General features: G+C 69.7%; 13 protein-coding genes. 8 read left to right on the top strand and 5 right to left on the bottom strand.

Going from position 1 to position 17,768, the window contains the following annotated elements:
* Nucleotides 1–315 precede the first annotated feature (315 nt).
* Together ACZ7LV_RS16530 and ACZ7LV_RS16525 are read left to right on the top strand one after the other, a co-directional pair.
* A complete protein-coding gene (locus ACZ7LV_RS16530; RefSeq protein ID WP_471939921.1) occupies nucleotides 316–3,156 on the top strand; it encodes a carbohydrate-binding protein in 2,841 nt (946 codons plus the stop codon).
* Between the two features lie 4 nt (nucleotides 3,157–3,160).
* Entirely contained in the window at nucleotides 3,161–5,305 is a 2,145-nt protein-coding gene (locus ACZ7LV_RS16525; RefSeq protein ID WP_471939919.1) for a glycoside hydrolase family 99 protein, read from the top strand.
* Nucleotides 5,306–5,393: 88 nt separating this feature from the next.
* On the opposite strand, the gene ACZ7LV_RS16520 is transcribed toward ACZ7LV_RS16525, so the two are convergent.
* From ACZ7LV_RS16520 to ACZ7LV_RS16510, 3 genes are all read right to left on the bottom strand, one after another.
* A complete protein-coding gene (locus ACZ7LV_RS16520; protein WP_471939917.1) occupies nucleotides 5,394–6,473 on the bottom strand; it encodes a protein phosphatase 2C domain-containing protein in 1,080 nt (359 codons plus the stop codon).
* Between the two features lie 419 nt (nucleotides 6,474–6,892).
* The gene (locus ACZ7LV_RS16515; RefSeq protein ID WP_471939915.1) at nucleotides 6,893–7,552 is read right to left on the bottom strand and encodes a PhzF family phenazine biosynthesis protein; all 660 of its coding nucleotides are present in this window, start codon (nucleotides 7,550–7,552) and stop codon (nucleotides 6,893–6,895) included.
* A 36-nt stretch (nucleotides 7,553–7,588) separates the two neighbouring features.
* A complete protein-coding gene (locus tag ACZ7LV_RS16510) occupies nucleotides 7,589–8,575 on the bottom strand; it encodes a hypothetical protein (protein WP_471939913.1) in 987 nt (328 codons plus the stop codon).
* A 712-nt stretch (nucleotides 8,576–9,287) separates the two neighbouring features.
* On the opposite strand from ACZ7LV_RS16510, the gene secY reads away from it, so the two are divergent.
* Complete coding sequence (secY, locus tag ACZ7LV_RS16505; protein WP_471939911.1) at nucleotides 9,288–10,595, top strand: preprotein translocase subunit SecY; 1,308 nt, start codon at nucleotides 9,288–9,290, stop codon at nucleotides 10,593–10,595.
* Between the two features lie 176 nt (nucleotides 10,596–10,771).
* Nucleotides 10,772–12,484 carry an aa3-type cytochrome oxidase subunit I gene (gene ctaD / locus ACZ7LV_RS16500; RefSeq protein WP_471939909.1) on the top strand — a complete coding sequence of 571 codons (1,713 nt, stop codon included), beginning with the start codon at nucleotides 10,772–10,774 and terminating at the stop codon, nucleotides 12,482–12,484.
* A 46-nt stretch (nucleotides 12,485–12,530) separates the two neighbouring features.
* Here the strand turns inward: ctaD and ACZ7LV_RS16495 are convergent, their stop codons facing one another.
* Nucleotides 12,531–13,787, bottom strand: a complete 1,257-nt coding sequence (locus ACZ7LV_RS16495; protein ID WP_471940479.1) for an APC family permease — start codon at nucleotides 13,785–13,787, stop codon at nucleotides 12,531–12,533.
* A 353-nt stretch (nucleotides 13,788–14,140) separates the two neighbouring features.
* The gene (locus ACZ7LV_RS16490) at nucleotides 14,141–15,052 is read right to left on the bottom strand and encodes an alpha/beta hydrolase family protein (RefSeq protein ID WP_471939908.1); all 912 of its coding nucleotides are present in this window, start codon (nucleotides 15,050–15,052) and stop codon (nucleotides 14,141–14,143) included.
* A gap of 102 nt (nucleotides 15,053–15,154) precedes the next feature.
* Between ACZ7LV_RS16490 and ACZ7LV_RS16485 the strand changes: the two genes are divergently transcribed.
* From ACZ7LV_RS16485 to ACZ7LV_RS16470, 4 genes are all read left to right on the top strand, one after another.
* The gene (locus ACZ7LV_RS16485; RefSeq protein WP_471939906.1) at nucleotides 15,155–15,724 is read left to right on the top strand and encodes a TetR/AcrR family transcriptional regulator; all 570 of its coding nucleotides are present in this window, start codon (nucleotides 15,155–15,157) and stop codon (nucleotides 15,722–15,724) included.
* Nucleotides 15,725–15,948: 224 nt separating this feature from the next.
* A complete protein-coding gene (locus ACZ7LV_RS16480; protein WP_471939904.1) occupies nucleotides 15,949–16,176 on the top strand; it encodes a DUF5133 domain-containing protein in 228 nt (75 codons plus the stop codon).
* 36 nt (nucleotides 16,177–16,212) lie between these two features.
* A complete protein-coding gene (locus ACZ7LV_RS16475; RefSeq protein ID WP_471939903.1) occupies nucleotides 16,213–16,491 on the top strand; it encodes a YciI family protein in 279 nt (92 codons plus the stop codon).
* A 353-nt stretch (nucleotides 16,492–16,844) separates the two neighbouring features.
* The gene (locus ACZ7LV_RS16470) at nucleotides 16,845–17,315 is read left to right on the top strand and encodes a DIP1984 family protein (protein WP_471940478.1); all 471 of its coding nucleotides are present in this window, start codon (nucleotides 16,845–16,847) and stop codon (nucleotides 17,313–17,315) included.
* Nucleotides 17,316–17,768: the final 453 nt, after the last annotated feature.

Genomic DNA, 17,768 nt, shown 5'->3' with positions numbered 1-17,768 from the left:
GAAGCGCGGCGCCGTCCGCTCGACGCAGGCCGTCGACGTGAACGCCATGATCGCAGGTCATGGGTGAGGGCTCCTAGTCCCGCATCGGGTCGTGACGCCGGTTCCCTTGCCAACTCCCCGCCGATCGTGGATTTTTGACAGTGCCTTGACAAATAGTCCCCGTGCCGCCAGGGTGCAAATATCTCGCAGAGTCGCACAATCTTTCAGACGAACCGCGCAATAACTCTGCAGAAGAGCACCGCTGATCCATGCGGCAAGGCGCGGCCGACGCGCGCCTGCCTGACTTCCCCCACCGTCAGGAAGGAAAGCTCTGTCATGTCTCAGCGCCCTCGCGCAGGGCTGCGATGGCTCACCGCACTGGTCCTGGTTCTGTCCGGAGCCGCGGTAAGCGCACCGGAACGCGCGGCAGCCGCCCCCGCAGACCTTCCGCCCAACGACTACCAGCAGGTTCAACTCGCCACCGGGGCCGCCGAAATGGGCGAGCCCATGTCGCTGGCCGTCCTGCCCGACCGCTCCGTGCTGCACACCGCGCGCGACGGCACGATCCGTCTCACCGACGCCGCGGGCAACACGAAGCAGGCCGGGAAGCTGGACGTCTACACGCACGACGAGGAAGGCCTCCAGGGTGTCGCCGTCGACCCCGCCTTCGCCACGAACCGCTACGTCTACCTCTACTACTCGCCGAAGCTGAACACCCCCGCGGGCGACGCCCCCACCACGGGCACCGCCGCCGACTTCGCGCCCTGGAAGGGGCACCTCAACCTGTCGCGGTTCACGCTGCGCGCCGACGGCACCCTGGACATGGCCGGCGAGAAGGTCGTCCTCGAAGTGCCCAACGACCGCGGCCAGTGCTGCCACGTCGGCGGTGACATCGACTTCGACGCGGCCGGGAACCTCTACCTGACCACCGGCGACGACACCAACCCGTTCGACTCCGCCGGGTACGCCCCGATCGACGAACGCACCAACCGCAACCCGCAGTTCGACGCCCAGCGCAGCTCGGGCAACACCAACGACCTGCGCGGCAAGGTGCTGCGGATCAAACCGACCGCAGCCGGCGGCTACACCATCCCCACGGGCAACCTCTTCGCCCCGGGCACCGCGAACACCCGGCCCGAGATCTACGCGATGGGCTTCCGCAACCCGTTCCGGATGTCCGTCGACCGGCCCACCGGCACGGTCTACCTCGGCGACTACGGTCCCGACGCCGGCGCCACCGACCCGAACCGGGGCCCCGGCGGCCAGGTCGAGTTCAATCGCATCACCTCGCCCGGCAACTACGGCTGGCCGTACTGCACCGGCACCAACACCTCCGGCGAGGTCTACAACGAGTACACGTTCCCGAGCGGCCCCTCCGGCGCCAAGTACAACTGCGCGGGCGGCCCGGCCAACAACTCCTTCCGCAACACCGGCCAGGCCCAGCTGCCGCCCGCCAAGCCCAGCTGGATCAAGTACGGCCTGGACGGCTCCCCGCCCGAGTTCGGCGGCGGCTCGGAGTCCCCGATGGGCGGCGAGGTCTACCGCTACGACCCGAACTCGACCTCCACGGTGAAGTTCCCGCAGTCCATCGACGGCCGCTACTTCGCCGCCGAGTACGGCCGCCAGTGGATCAAGGCGATCGAGGTCAAGAGCGACGGCACGTACGGCACCATCGAGGACCTCCCCTGGAACGGCACCCAGGTGATGGACACCGACTTCGGCCCCGACGGCGCGCTGTACGTCCTGGACTACGGCACCGGGAGCAACAACTCGGGCCTGTACCGCGTCGAGTACATCGGCGGCAGCAACCGCAACCCGGTCGCCCAGGCCTCCGCGGACCGCACCTCCGGCGCCCTGCCGCTGACCGTGCGGTTCTCCTCCCAGGGCAGCTCCGACCCCGAGGGCGGGGCCCTCAGCTACTCCTGGAACTTCGGTGACGGCACCACGTCCACCCAGGCCAACCCCAGCCACACGTACACCACCGCGGGCACCTACCGCCCCACCCTGACGGTGCGCGACCCGCAGGGCCTGGCCGGCACCGCCAGCCTGGTGGTCACCGCGGGCAACACCGCGCCGACGGTGACCCTGCAACAGCCGCCGGACGGCCAGTTGTTCTCCTTCGGTGACACCGTGCCCTTCCGGGTGCAGGTCAGCGACCCCGAGGACGGCACGATCGACTGCTCCAAGGTGAAGGTCACCTACCTGCTCGGTCACGACAGCCACACCCACGCCATCACCTCCACGAGCGGCTGCCAGGGCACCCTCACCATCCCGGCCGACGGCGAGCACGACAGCGCCGCCAACCTCTACGGCGTCTTCGACGCCGAGTACACCGACAGGAGCGGCCTGACCACGCACTCGGTGCGCACCCTGCAGCCCCGCCACCGCCAGGGCGAGCACTTCGGCGCCCAGTCCGGCATCCAGACCGCCGACCACGCCACCGCCGAGGGCGGCAGGACCGTCGGCTTCACCGACGACGGCGACTGGGTCTCCTTCAAGCCGTACGTCCTCGCGGGCGCCACGAAGTTCACCGCCCGGGTGTCCTCCGGCGGTGCGGGCGGCAGGATCGAGGTGCGCGCGGGTTCCACCACCGGGACCCTGCTCGGCACCGCGACCGTGCCGGTGACCGGCGGATGGGAGACGTTCACCGACGTCACCGCCAACCTCTCCGGCGCGCCCTCGGGCACCACCGATCTGTTCCTGGTGTTCCGTGGCCCGACCGGGCAGGGCAACCTGTTCGACCTCGATGCCTTCACCCTCGGCACCGGCTCCACCACGACGACGCCGTGGGAGGCGGAGTCCTTCAGCTCCGCCTCGGGCGTCCAGTCCGCCGCGCACGGCCCGGCCAGCGGGGGACTCACCCTCGGCTACATCGACAACGGCGACTGGGCCGGCTACGCCTCCGTCTCCACCGCGGGCGCGACCTCGGTCTCCGCGCGGGTCTCCTCGGCGGGAGCCGGCGGCACCCTCCAGTTCCGCTCCGGCTCACAGACCGGGCCGCTGCTCGGCTCGGTGACGGTGCCGGTGACCGGCAGCTGGGACACCTTCACCACCGTCAACGCCACGCTCAACGGCGCCGGCACGGGCCCGCTGTTCCTCACCTTCACCGGTGGCTCCGGCAGCCTGTTCGACGTCGACACCTTCACGCTCGCCTCCTCGACGACACGGAAGGGGTGATGACATGACCACCCTTGTACGGCGACTGCGCCGCGGCGGCGCGGCCCTGATCCTGGCCCTGCTGGGCGCCCTGGTCGTCCCGGCGGGCACCGCGCACGCGGCCTCGTTCGAGATCCTGGTCTTCACCAAGACCGCGGGATTCCGGCACGACGCGATCCCGGCAGGCCTCGACGCGCTGCGTACCCTCGGCCAGCAGAACGACTTCACGGTCACGGCCACCGAGGACGCCGGCGCCTTCACGGCCGGCAACCTCGCGAACTACGAAGCGGTGGTGTTCCTCAACACCACCGGCGACGTCCTCAACTCCACCCAGCAGACCGCCCTGCAGTCCTACGTCGACTCCGGCGGCGGCTACCTCGGCGTGCACGCGGCGGCCGACACCGAGTACGACTGGCCGTACTACGGGCAGCTCGTCGGGGCATGGTTCCAGAGCCACCCCGCCATCCAGCGGGCCACGATCCGCAACGAGGACCGGACCCACCCCGCGACCTCGCACCTCGGCGCGACCTGGACCCGTACCGACGAGTGGTACAACTACCGCGCCAACCCGCGCGGCGGCGTGCGCGTGCTGCAGACCCTGGACGAGAGCACCTACAGCGGCGGCTCGATGGGCGCCGACCACCCCATCACCTGGTGCCACCGGCAGGGCCAGGGCCGCTCCTTCTACACCGGACTCGGGCACACCATCGAGTCGTACGCCGACCCCGCCTTCCGTTCCCTGCTGCTGGGCGGGGTGCGCTACGCGGCGGGCCAGGTCGCGGCGAACTGCTCCGCCCCGGCCGGCACCGTACCGGTCGAGGCCGAGTCGTTCACCTCGGGCTCCGGTGTCCAGGCGGCCGCGCACGGCCCCGCCAGCGGCGGCCAGACCCTCGGCTACATCGACAACGGCGACTGGGCGGGCTACTCCGCCGTCTCCACCGCCGGGGCGAGGACGTTCACGGCGAAGGTGTCGTCCGCGGGCGCGGGCGGCACCGTCGAGATCCGCTCGGGCTCGGCCACCGGCACCCTGCTCGGCTCGGTGACCGTGCCGGTGACCGGCGGCTGGGAGACCTTCACCACCGTCACGACGACCCTGACGGGATCCGCCTCCGGACCTCTGTTCCTGAGATTCACCGGCGGAAGCGGCGCCTTGTTCGACATCGACACCTTCAGCCTGGGCGCCCAGCCCGTCTCCGACGCCCTGTCCGACGACGTCCACCTCTTCTACTACCCGTGGTACGGCAGCCCGGCGGTCAACGGGGGCTGGCGGCACTGGCAGCAGGGCGGCCGCACCCCGCCCGAGGACGTCGGCGCCGACTTCTACCCGGAGCTCGGCCCGTACGACTCGGGTGACTACGCGGGCACCGTGGCCCGGCACATGGAGTGGGTCGCCCGGTCGGGAGCCGGCGTGATCGTCTACAGCTGGTGGGGCCGGGACAGCTACGAGGACCGGCTCGTGCGGGGCGTGCTCGACGCGGCACAGAAGCACGGCATCGAGGTCGCCTGGCACCTGGAGCCGTACGCCGGCCGTACCGGGGCCTCGACGGTCGCCGACATCGAGTACATCAACCGCACCTACGGCAGCCACCCGGCCTTCCACCGCGCGACGGACCACGGCGACAGGAGCGCCTTCTACGTTTTCCAGAGCCTGGACATCACCGACTGGACGGCGCTGGACCAGGTCACGGACGACAGCATCGTCCTCGCCCAGACCACCGACACCTCCAAGATCGCGCACTTCTCCGGCATGTACACCTACGACGGCATCGCGGGCGCGACCGCGCCCGGCTGGAAGCACGCGGGCGACTACGCCCGGGCCAACAACCTGATCTGGGCCCCGTCCGTCGCGCCCGGCTACCTCGACGACCGCGCGGTGCCGGGCAACACCACGCCCACCGTGGAGCGGGCGAACGGCGCGGCCTACGACCGGCAGTGGTCCAACGCCCTCGACCCGGCGATCGGCGGTTCACCGACGTGGGTGTCGGTGACCTCCTTCAACGAATGGCATGAGGGGAGTTCCATCGAGCCCGCCGACTCGACACCGCCGGGCGGCCACGGCTACCGGACGTACGACGGTGCCTACGGACTGACGGGCCAGGCCGCGGAGACCGCCTACCTGGACCGGACCGCGTACTGGGCGGGCCGCTTCCGTCCGGCGGCCGCGCGCTGAGGCGACCCGGCTCCCCGCACCGATGAGGGCGTCCGGCCGGCACGTGCCGGCCGGACGCTCACGGATGTGTCCTCGGGCGAGGATCCGGCTACCCCTGGAGCTCCAGGACGTCGGCGATCACGCAGCTGACGTTGTCGGGTCCGCCGGATTCGTTGGCGAGGGCGACCAGTTCGCGGGCGGCCTGCTCGGGTTCGCCCGTACCGGAGAGCACTCGGTGGATGTCTGGGGTCGGGACGACGGTCGACAGCCCGTCGGAGCAGAGCAGATACCGATCGCCCAGGTGGGCGTCGTGAAGGCGCATGTCGGCGGTGGTGTCGGCTCCTTGGCCCAGAGCCTTGACGAGCAGCGACCGTTGAGGGTGGGAGGCGGCTTCCTCCGGACTGAGCCGGCCCTCGTCGACCATCGACTGCACCAGGGTGTGGTCGTGGGTGATCTGGGACAGCTCTCCGTCGCGCAGGAGGTAGGCGCGGGAGTCGCCGATGTGGACGAGGCCCAGCTGTGATCCGGTCCAGAGCATGGCCGTGAGCGTCGTGGCGGTTCCTTCGGGCGCGGAGCCGTGCCCGGCGACGTCGTGCACGGCCTGTCCCGCCTGCTCGATGACGTCTTCGAGAGTGTTGAGGAGTTCGCCTACCGGGATGTCGTCGGCTTCGACCCGCTTGAGCGCCTCGACGGCTGCCGCGCCGGCAGGGGCTCCGTGACTGCCGCAGCCGTCGGCGACGGCGAGCAGGCGGGGACCGGCGTATGCGGTGTCCTGGTTGATCTCGCGGACCAGGCCTGTGTCGGAGAGGGCGGCGTAGCGGATGCCCAGGGGGCCGGTGGTCGGGGTCATGGCGGGGTCCTTCCGTGACAAGTGGTCGATGAGGAAGGCGGCCAGGTCCCGCCGTGCGGCGGTGTCGGCCTCGACCTGAGCCCAGAACGCGCGGATCTCTCGGGCCACCTGGCCCGCCTCCAGCGTCGTGACGTACTGGATGCGGGCCAGGGGCATGCTCAGACGGCGGAGCCAGGCGACCATGCGGGCCTGCTCCAACTGATCCGGCGCGTAGAGGCGGTAACCGGTCACGGGGTCGACGCGGGCGGGGGTCAGCAGGCCGAGCTCGTCGTAGAGACGCAGTGCCTTCGGCGACAGCCGGGATGCCTTCGCGAACGCCCCGATGGTCAGCAGGCCCATGCTCGCTCCTCCTCACACCGGGCCCCTCGCCCGGCCCCACCGATCCTGCGGCTTCCCCCAGGGAGAAGGTCAACTACGGGGCACGCAAGGCGCAACCGCGCGAGCGGGTCAGACGCGGTCCGGCACCTGGTCCGGCGCCGGCTGAGGGTGCCATGTCCCGTCCAGCGGGACGCCGACGGCCACCGCGATCCGGTCGCGTGACGCCGGCGGCCGGACCCTCGGAGCGGCCAGATCGACGCCCACCGGCGCACCGTCGCGTTCGACCACACGGCCGGCACGGCGGTGGTCGGCGCGGCCATGCCGGACGCGGTGACCATGGCCACGCTGACCGGCTACGTCGCCATGAAGACGCTCGCCGCCGACGCCACTGAGCGATCAGAGGGTGAGGGAACCGCGGACGCAGACGGTGGTGGCGCCGCTCACCCATACGGTGCCGTCCGGATCGGCGGTGATCTCGATGCTGGCCGCCCGTCCCAGCCTCGCCCCCTGGGAGACCCGGTAGGTGGAGGGCGCGGCGCCGCAGCCGGTGAACCACTCTCGAAGTGGTGCTCGGACCCCTCGGGGTGGGCGCCGATCGCGCCGACCATCGCGTCCGGGATGAGGGCGGGGTCGGGTTCGGGGGCGAGCACCTCCTGTGCGGTGGCCGGCTGGACCACGGCCCAGCCGGGCCCGTTGTCCACCCACTGGTGGGCCCGGACCCGCTCACGCGGAATGCCGAACGCGGCGACGATCCGCTCCAGATGGGCCTCGACGAGTGCCCCGTCGCGAATCCGCGGCGGGGCGGCGAACGACAGGGCGCCCTCGCCGCGGCGAACGGTGACCAGTCCGGCGGCGCACTCCTGCACGATCCGGTCGGTGTGCCGGGGGACGCCGCCGCCGTCCAGCCAGGCACGCGCGGAGCCCAAGGTGGGGTGCCCGGCGAACGGCAGCTCGTCCTGGGGTGTGAAGATCCGCAGCCGGTAGTCCGCCTCCGGCCGCGTCGGGGGCAGGACGAACGTGGTCTCCGACAGATTCGTCCAACGCGCCAGGCGCCGCATCTCCTCGTCGTCCAGGTCCGTCCCGTCCAGGACGACCGCCACCGGGTTGCCGCGATAGGGGAGGGTGGGCCGCGCCGCTCAGGACGGCAGAGGCGTCGTCCCCGTGGTCTCCGAAGGGGACGAACGGTCGAAGCGTGGCACGGTCCATCCTCCGTCACCGTGGATGTCCCGGGCGATCAGCGTGACGACGGCAGCCGACCCGACCAGCTCCAGAACCGACTGCACCGTGCCGAGCGGAACCTGGAGCAGCGACCCCGTGGCCGCCGCGCCCCACAGCTTGAAGAAGGCGGTCGGCATCATGAACACGGCGAGCGCGAACGAGAACCCGGTCGCACTCGGCATACGCCGGCCGACGAGTACCAGGCCCACGCCGCACAGCGCGGTCAGGCACGCCCACTGCCACGGGGAGGACACCGCGAGGACCGCCTGGCCGTTGCCCCGGCCGACCAGCAGGTCGGCCAGCATCCCGGGTCCGACCTGCACGGCTGTCAACGCGTTGCGCAGGACGTAGACGACGTTCAGCGCCGTCAGCAGCACTGAGGAGACCGCGGCGGTGACCTTCACCGGGCGCAGCCCGTCCGTGGGGAGGTCCTCCTGGCGTGCGGCCTCCTCCTGTTCCAGCCGGTGGGCATGGAACAACAGGCCCCCCTGGGCCAGGGCGACCACGACGATCAGCGCGCACGTGCCGCCCACGGCGGTCAGCGACGGGCCTTCGAGGTCACCGAACCAGGGGTCGGAGGGCGAGTCCAGGAGCATGTACCAGACCACGGGCATCCGGAACGCCAACGTCGCCGCGCAAGCGGCCACGAGCATGCCCCCGGCGCCCCGGATACGGCCGAGAGCGGCGTAACCGGCGAACAGTTGCAGCGCCGCGAGGCCGATGTCCAACGAGGTCGTGGCGGCCAGGTCAGAGGCGGGACCTACGGTCCAGGTCGACCACACGTCGACCGGGCCCCGGTCCACCACGTCGTAGCAGAGCCAGAAGGCGCTGTGCGTGAAGAGCACGAGGCTCAGCACGCCGACGATTGCCCGGACGCGCTCGATCGACACCTCTGCACGATCCATCGCTCACCTCGGATATGGCGCTGGGGAGATCAGAAAAGGCTCCTGGCGGCGAGCGGGCCGCTGCCGCGGAACGACGCGCACACATTACTGGATTCAACTACCCACTCGAACACGCGCCCGGGGCGGTCGCCGGGGTCCCGCCGGGCCGTACCGCGAGCCCGTGGACCGTCGCAGGTCGACGATCGATACCCCCACCTGCGCGAACGCGCCTCTCCAGAAGGGCGATTGCCGGAATGCCACACCCCCCACGGGGCGGCCTGTCACGCGACCTGGCCCCAGGATTCCATCGAACCGACACGCATCTTCCATCCCGGCGAGCAACCGTGCCTGCCGACGAAATCCGCCCGCAGAAAGGGACATGGCGAAGTCGACAGGAATTCCGCGAGCCGCCCTCGACCGTTCATCTCCCGCAACGGCCGCCCGCTGCTGCTCCTTTGAAGTTCCGCGGACGCCCGGGGGAGGCCAGGGGACGCCTGCGCCGAAGCAGCTGTTCGCACACTCCACGAGGGCATGGCTTGGGCCGCTCGGGCGGTCGGCTGCCCGCGTACGGGTCTGTCCGGTTGCTGTGCCGACCGACCCGCTCGACGATGGTGATCAGTCGCGGTCACTCCGCGACCGTCACGTCACCCGCGCTCACGCTCCTCATGGACAGCGCCCGGGCGCCGTCGCGTCCGTCCCCGCTGCCTGGCGCCCGGGCCAAGGAGGAACCCGCTTGTCCAGCGTGTTCACCCAGATGTACAAGACCCGCGACCTGCGGAAGAAACTACTGTTCACGCTGGGTGTCGTCGCGCTGTACCGCATCGGCGCGCACGTCCCCATCCCCGGCGTCTCCTACGAGAACGTCCAGCGGTGCGTGAGCGCCGCGGAGGCGGGGGGAGGCCTGCTGGGTCTGGTCAACGTGTTCAGCGGCGGGGCGCTGCTCCAGATCACCGTCTTCGCGCTGGGGATCCTTCCCTACATCACGGCGAGCATCGTGCTGCAACTGCTGACCGTGGTCATCCCGAGGCTGGACACCCTGAAGAAGGAGGGCCCGTCCGGGCAGGCGAAGATCACGCAGTACACCCGCTATCTCACGGTCGGCCTCGCCGTTCTGCAGGGCACGGGCCTGGTCGCCACCGCCCGCAGCGGCGCGTTGTTCCCGGGCTGCCCCACGGCCGGGGCCATCGTGCCGGACTCCTCTGTCCTCACCACCGCGGTGATGGTGCTCACGATCACCGCGGGGACGGCCTGCGTGATGTGGCTCGGCGAGCTGATCACGGAGCGGGGCATCGGCAACGGCATGTCGCTGCTCATCTTCATCTCCATCGCCTCCACGCTCCCCGCGGCGCTGTGGGCCGTGAAGCAGCAGGGCAAGGTCCTCGACGGCTGGGTCAACTTCGGCAGCGTCGTCCTCGTCGGCCTCGCCATGGTGGCCCTGGTCGTCTTCGTGGAGCAGGCCCAACGACGCGTACCGGTGCAGTACGCCAAACGGATGGTGGGCCGCAAGGCCTACGGGGGAACCGCGACCTACATCCCCCTCAAGGTGAACCAGGCCGGCGTCGTCCCCGTCATCTTCGCCTCGTCGATCCTGTACGTGCCCGCGCTGATCGCCCAGTTCTCCCATTCGACCTCGGGCTGGGCGACCTGGATCACCGGGAACTTCGTCAAGGGAGACCATCCCTACTACGTGGCCGCGTACTTCCTGCTGATCGTGTTCTTCGCCTTCTTCTACGTGGCGATCACGTTCAACCCCGAGGACGTGGCGAACAACATCAGGCAAGCCGGTGGCTTCATCCCGGGCATTCGCGCGGGAACCCCGACGGCCGAGTACCTCCACTACGTCCTCAACCGCCTGACCTGGCCGGGATCGCTGTATCTCGGCCTGATCGCGCTGGTGCCCACCGTGGCGTTCGCGAGCTTCGGGGGAGCCAATCAGCTCACCGGGACGAGCATCCTCATCATCGTCAGCGTCGGCCTGGAGACGGTCAAACAGATCAACAGCCAGATCGAGCAGCACAGCTACGAGGGCTTTCTGCGCTGACGCCCAGGAGGCCATGAGCGCGAGCACCCCCGAGAGGCGCGCCCGCCCGCCACCGGCATCGGGCCACGACAACACGCGCGACCCGGCAGGGGATGAGCGTGCGGCGACGGTGCAGTTACGGCATGTTTATGACGCACATCCTGGTGGCGTACCTTGTGGCGAATTAGAGGATTCTGATGGCCGTAGAGGCAGAACCGTCCACGCTCGTGCCGGCGGAAGGACGGCGGTCGAGGGGACGGATCGTCGTGGACTGGTTGACCACGACCGACCACAAGAAGATCGGCCATCTGTACCTGCTCACGTCGTTCGGCTTCTTCCTGATCGCCGGCGCGCTGGCGCTCGCGCTGCGGGCTGAGCTGGCCCGCCCAGGCCTTCAGATCCTGTCCCACGAGCAGTACAACCAGACGTTCACGCTGCACGGCACCATCATGCTGCTGCTGTTCGCCACCCCGACGTTCGCCGGGTTCGCCAACGCGATCATGCCGTTGCAGATCGGCTCTCCTGACGTCGCGTTTCCGCGGCTGAACATGTTCGCCTACTGGCTGTTCCTGTTCGGCGGCCTGATCGTGCTCAGCAGCTTCCTCACGCCGGACGGCGCCGCGGACTTCGGCTGGACCGCCTACACACCCCTCAGCGGCGGCGAGCGCACCCCGCAGATCGGCGGCGACCTGTGGATCATGGGGCTGGCGCTGTCCGGGTTCGGCACGATCCTGGGCGCGGTCAACTTCATCACGACGATCATCTGCATGCGGGCTCCCGGAATGACCATGTTCCGCATGCCGATCTTCACATGGAACGTGCTGCTCACCTCGGTGCTGGTCCTGCTCGCGTTCCCCGTCCTCGCCGCGGCACTTCTCGTGCTGGAGGCGGACCGGAAGTTCGGCGCGCAGGTCTTCGACCCGGAGAACGGCGGAGCGATCCTGTGGCAGCACCTGTTCTGGTTCTTCGGTCACCCGGAGGTGTACATCCTGGCCCTGCCGTTCTTCGGGATCATCACCGAGATCCTCCCCGTGTTCTCCCGCAAGCCGATCTTCGGCTACACGGGTCTGATCGCCGCCACCATCTCCATCACGGGCCTGTCCGTGGTCGTGTGGGCGCACCACATGTTCGCCACCGGGGCCGTGCTCCTGCCGTTCTTCTCCTTCATGAGCTTCCTCATCGCCGTGCCCACCGGTGTGAAGTTCTTCAACTGGGCCGGCACGATGTGGCAGGGCTCGCTGTCCTTCGAGACGCCCATGCTGTGGGCCGTCGGCTTCCTCGTCACCTTCTTGTTCGGCGGCCTGTCCGGGGTGATCCTCGCGTCGCCGCCCATGGACTTCCACGTCACGGACACGTACTTCGTCGTGGCGCACTTCCACTACGTGGTGTTCGGCACCGTGGTCTTCGCGATGTTCGCCGGTTTCTATTTCTGGTGGCCCAAGATGACCGGCACGATGCTCGACGAACGCATCGGCAAGGTGCACTTCTGGACGCTGTTCGTCGGCTTCCACACCACGTTCCTGGTGCAGCACTGGCTGGGCGCCGAGGGCATGCCCCGCCGCTACGCCGACTACCTCGCCGCCGACGGCTTCACGGCACTCAACATGGTCTCCTCGATCGGCGCGTTCCTGCTGGGCCTGTCGACGCTCCCGTTCCTCTACAACATCTGGAAGACCGCCAAGTACGGCAAGAAGGTCGAGGTCGAGGACCCGTGGGGCTACGGCCGCTCCCTCGAATGGGCGACCTCCTGCCCGCCGCCGCGCCACAACTTCAACGCGCTGCCCCGCGTCCGCTCCGAGTCCCCCGCCTTCGACCTCCACCACCCCGACGTCGCCCAGTTGGAGCAGCAGCAGTTCACCGGCAGGCGCGACGTCATCGAACCGGGGCACATCGAGGGCGGCACACCGTGATGCGTGCAGTCCTGGCTCACGACCGCGCAGGCCGAGGACCAGGCGCTCAACGCGACGCTGTGCGCCGCCGTACAGCGGCGACCGCGCCGAGCGCCACCCCGACCGCGATGACGATCAGCCCGCGCACCCACACTCCGCCGTCGACCTGCGTGGCGAGCAGCACGCACGACAGCGCGCCCAGCACGGGCACGGCCGTGCAGGCACGGAAGTGCGGTCCGGCCGCGCGGTCGCGCCGCTGGACGAGGACGGCGGTGTTGACGACGAAGAACACCACCAGGAGCAGCAGTACGAGGGTGGAGGCCAGGGTCGCCACGTCTCCGGTGAGCGCCAGCAGGAACGACAGGACGGTCGTGACCGCGATCGAGGCCCACGGGGTACGGCGTCGGGGCAGCACGGACGTCAGGAAGCGGGGGAGGAGACCGTCCCGCGCCATGCCGTAGGCGAGGCGGGAACTCATGATGCCGGTGAGCAGCGCACCGTTGGCCACGGCGACGAGGGCGATGAGGCTGAACAGTTTCGGGGGCACCCCGCCCGCAGCCTCGACCACCTCGAGCAGCGGACCGCTGGAACCGGCGAGGGTCTCGGTGGGGACGGCCGCTGAGGCCACGATCCCGACGAGGACGTACACGATCCCGGCCGTCACCAGGGCGCCGAAAAGGGCGCGAGGGTAGGAGCGACGCGGGTCACGGGTCTCCTCGGCGACATTGACGGAGGTCTCGAAGCCGACGAACGAGTAGTACGCGAGCACCGTCCCGCTCAGCACCCCTGCGGCGGCTCCCGTCTCGGCGGTGCCGAGGTGGGCGAGCCTGCCGAAGTCGCCGTCGCCGCGGAGGAACAGCCACACCCCGAGACCGACGACGAGCAGGAGACCGCCGACCTCGACGACCGTCGCGGCGACGTTGGCGCGGGTCGATTCGCTGATGCCCCGTGCGTTGAGCAGGGCCAGCGCGCCCAGGAAGGCCGCCGCCACCCCTACGACGGGGAGGCTGACGAAGGCGGTCAGGTAGTCGCCGGCGAATCCACGGGCCAGCGCCGCCACGGACACGATGCCCGCCGCGAGCATGCAGAACCCGGTGAGGAAGCCGGTGAACGGCCCGTAGGCGAGGTTGGCGTAGTGGGAAGCGCCTCCGGCCCTCGGATACTTCGTGGCGAGTTCTGCGTAGGAGGCGGCTGTCAGGAGCGACAGCAGCAGGGCGAGGAGCAGGGGCACCCACACGGCACCACCGGATTCCGCGGCGATCTGACCGACCAGGACGTAGACGCCGGCGCCCAGCACGTCGCCCAGGATGAAGAAGTAGAGCAGTGGGGTGGTCAGCGCCTTCTTCAGGCCGGGGGTCTCGCCTTGGTGTGGTCCGTGTGGTGCGTGTGAGGAGGAGGTTGTCACTGCTACCGATTACCCCTGCTGGCCCTGTCAGCACTCGTGCAGTGCTGCGTCCGGTGAGCGCGACGTGCCATCCGGAGGAACTGGAAGTTCCAGTCGAGGCCCGCGAGGACGGAGCGGCCGCCGGCGAGGAGCATCGGCCACTGTTTCCCGAGGACGGCCCCCCCCGGGCGGCGGACGCCGACCGCTGTCTGGACGATGCCGGAGACGATGGCGACGCTAAGTACGCCGCCGAGCTTGCGGGCACAGCCGCAGACTGTCGCCGACAGGAGGTGTCACTTGCTGTGCACGCTCCAGGCGCCGCCGCTCGCCGCGGCGTCGTCATGGAGCGCCGTCCAGGCCGTGCCGTCGAGCTTGAGGGTATGGAGGAGGTAGGCCGAGATGGCGTCGGCGACCAGAGCGACGCGGGTCGGGTCCTCGTCGGTGGTCTCGGCGACCCTCTCGCCGGCGACGCCACCGAGGGTGTGCTCGCCCTCGGCGACGGTGAGCAGACTCTTCGGGGCCGGGCCGAGGTGGTAGGCGTCGGTGAACCAGTCCGGCCCGCGGGTGGACATGGCCGACTGGTCCTTGCCCCCGGCGACGATCAGCGCCGGGGCGGACATGGTGGAGTAGTCCGGCTTCATGAAGGGCAGGTGCTCGGCGGCGAACGGGGTGAGGCTGTCGCCGGTTCCTGTCGCCGCGACGAGTGCCCCGGCTTTGACCGCGCCGTGGGAGAAGTCCTCTCCGGGGACACCGGAGGCGTCGAAGACGCGCGCGCCGAGGAGCGCGCCGACGGTCTGCGCACCCCAGGAGTGCCCGACCGCGGCGATACGGTCGTGGTCGATCCGGCCGTCCAGCCCGCCTGCCTGGGCGAGTATGCCGTCCAGGTGGTCGAGGACCGCGTGGAGATCGGCGATGCGCACCCGCCAGATGGTGCCGAACCGGGGGTCGTCGAATCCGATGCCGTTGCGGCGGGAGTCCAGGTGAGTCGGCTGCACGACGACGAACCCGGCCGCGGCCCATCGGTCGACGAGCGGCTCGTAGCCGTCCATCGACCAGGCGTTGCCGTGCGAGAACACGATGACCGGCATGTCCCGGCCCGAGACCGGGGCGGTGACCTTCACCTGCAAGGGGATTACGCGTCCGGCGGCGGGGACGGTGATCGGCTTGACCGCGGTGATCCGACGGTCGCGCTGTTCGATGGGCATGGTGATCTTGCCTTTCCCGCAGTTCCGGGCTCTGCCATAATTTGGCGGAACGCTGTTCCGTCAACGTAGCGGAACATTGTTCCGTGAACAAGGGAGGAAGCTGTGCCGGAACCGTCCGGGGCGCGCCAAGTGGCAGCGCAACGCACCCGTGAGGCCCTGCTGGCGGCAGCGGCGGCCGTATTCGTGGAGCAGGGAGTGCAGGCGCCCATCCGCGACATCGCCGGACGCGCCGGCGTGGGCCTCGGCACCGTCTACCGGCACTTCCCGACCCGAGCGGATCTCGTCACCGCCGTCTACCGGCACCAGATCGACGAGTGTGCCGCCCTGGCGCCGCAGCTCCTGCGGGAACCCGTCCCGCCCTTCGTCGCGTTGACGCGGTGGATCGACGCGTTCGTGGACTTCCTGGTCACCAAGCACGGCCTCGGCGGCGCGCTGCGGTCCGACGACCCTGGCCTGCAGAACCTGCACACGCTCATGCTCGACACCTTGGTACCTGCGTGCTCGACGCTGATCGACGCCGGTGTGGCCGCGGGCGAGATCGACGCGGACGTCACCGCGTACACGCTGATGCGCGCCGTCGGGAATCTCTGCATCCTGGGCGGCGACTACGACCGCACCGACGCGCAGCAGATGGTCGCCCGCCTCCTCACCGGGTGCCGCCGCACCCCGTAGCGACCGGCCGGACGGGGGCCTCTCGGCCGCCTCGACGACCACGCCACCGTCCCGTTCTGACAAGGGCACGGCAGGCCACGCGGTGGCCAGCTCGTGCAGCGGGACAGGACACGACTTCGCGGTCCCGACAGTTCGTCCTCGTGCGACCGCATGGCAACCCTGGGCCAGGGGCACACGGGCGGTGCATGACCCACGCGGGTAGCGGCGGACCAGGGAGGCTCCCGATGCTGAATGCACACCCAACCGTGTTGAAGGATCTTGTCGAGCAGTACGAGGCGCTGAGCACCCTGCAAGGCGAGGACGGGAGCGAAGAGGTGCGGCGGCGTATGGACGACATCGGCTACACGCTGTGCGTGTCGACCGCGACGCGAGACGTGGACGAGGCACTCGTCGCAGCGCGCCGTCAGTTGTCGGCCGTCCCCGCATCGGACGACTCCCTCCAGGCGACCTGACCCCGCCGGCCGGAAGTCCCGAACATGTGGTTCCTCGTGGAGCTCGAATACCTCCCCGAGCGGTTCGTCCCCGTGCGCGCCCGTCACCGCAACTACCTTGCGGGTCTCGCCCGAGAGGGAAAGCTGGGCTTCGCGGGCCGACTTGAGGACGACAGCGGCAGCGTGTTCCTGTACGGGCCGGGCACGGAGCAGGAACTGCGGATCCTCATGGACAATGATCCGTACATCCTCGAACACGTCGTGGCCGGACGAACGGTACGTCCGTTCGTACCCGGAGTGGCCTTCGGCCTCCCACCCGCGGGCCACTACGAGTGACCTGCCCGCCCCTTTTTGATCGACACGCACGCTGAGGGCAGGCCCGTTATGTGGTCGGCCCCCAGGTCGCCTTTCGCGGGCATCGAGGCGGAGACCTCGCATGATGACCGTCGAGGACATGCGTCGGTTGATCGGCAGGACGTAAGGCGCGCCACTTTCTGCCGATGGCGATCAAGGTGTGGCGGGACAACCCGAAGGCAGAGGGAGATCTGCTGACCGACCTGCCACCTGAGCTGCGGCGGAAGGTTGAGCGATTTCTGCGGTCAGGGCACTGCCGGAGCTAAATCAAGGTGCGTCGGGGCTGCTCGGCGCTCTTATACTCGTGCCGGTTCATGGAGGGGGAGGTGGGGACAGTGAAGCTTGCTGAGGCTCTGGCAGAGCGTGCGGAGGCGACGCGCCGTGTCGAGCAGTTGAAAGCGCGCGTCGTCGGCAGCGCGCGGTACCAGGAGGGGGAGACGCCCGCCGAGGACGCGGCCCGGTTGTTGGCCGAGGTCGGCGAGGTCCTGGACGCCCTGGAGACGTTGATCCGGCGCATCAACCGGACCAATGCCACGGTGGCGATGGAATCAGGCGGCACTCTCACCGACGCCCTGGCGCGCCGGGATGTCCTGCGGCTGCGGCACTCCGTGGTGACCGCTGCCGCGGACGCCGCTGCGGGTCAGGGAGAGCATGGATACGGCCGCCAGCTTCGGTCCGAACTGATGATGCTCTCCGCGCTTCCTGTCGCGGAACTGCGCGGGCAGGCCGATGCGCTCGCCCGGGAGATCCGCGAGGTCGATGTGCGGATCCAGCGCACGAACTGGGAGGTCGACCTGCTGGACTGAGAAGTCCAGGCAGTCGGACGATGCGGAGCAGGTAGCGGCTTCGGAGGCGTGCACACACCGAGGGCCGGCGGATTTCCGGCCCACTTGTGGCGCGTGGAGAGCAACGCGGGGGTTCAATTCCCCATCAACAGTGCAGCTCAGCACCGCGTACAAGTAACAGTGCACATCGCACGGCACATCACCACGTGCAGATCCGAGGCGGTGAGGGCGGGTTCGGGGCTCTCCGCATTGCAGCATTCCGGAGTACAGCACTTCCCGTTCGGCCGGGCCCACCTCGAAAGAGGGGGCCCGGCCCGTCTGTTGATCGTGTCGGCCTGGTGACAGGCCGACAACGGCCGACCGGTGCGGGCTAGAACAATCCCTTGTAGTTCTGCCAGCCCGTGCTGATGCGTGCGCGGGTGCCGAAGGAGCCCTTGCCGGTCCCGGGGATCCGGTAGAGCGCGCCGGTGGTGT

The sequence above is a fragment of the Streptomyces sp. NPDC107562 genome (genome assembly GCF_055657325.1).
This window is presented reverse-complemented; position numbering and strand designations above follow the sequence as displayed.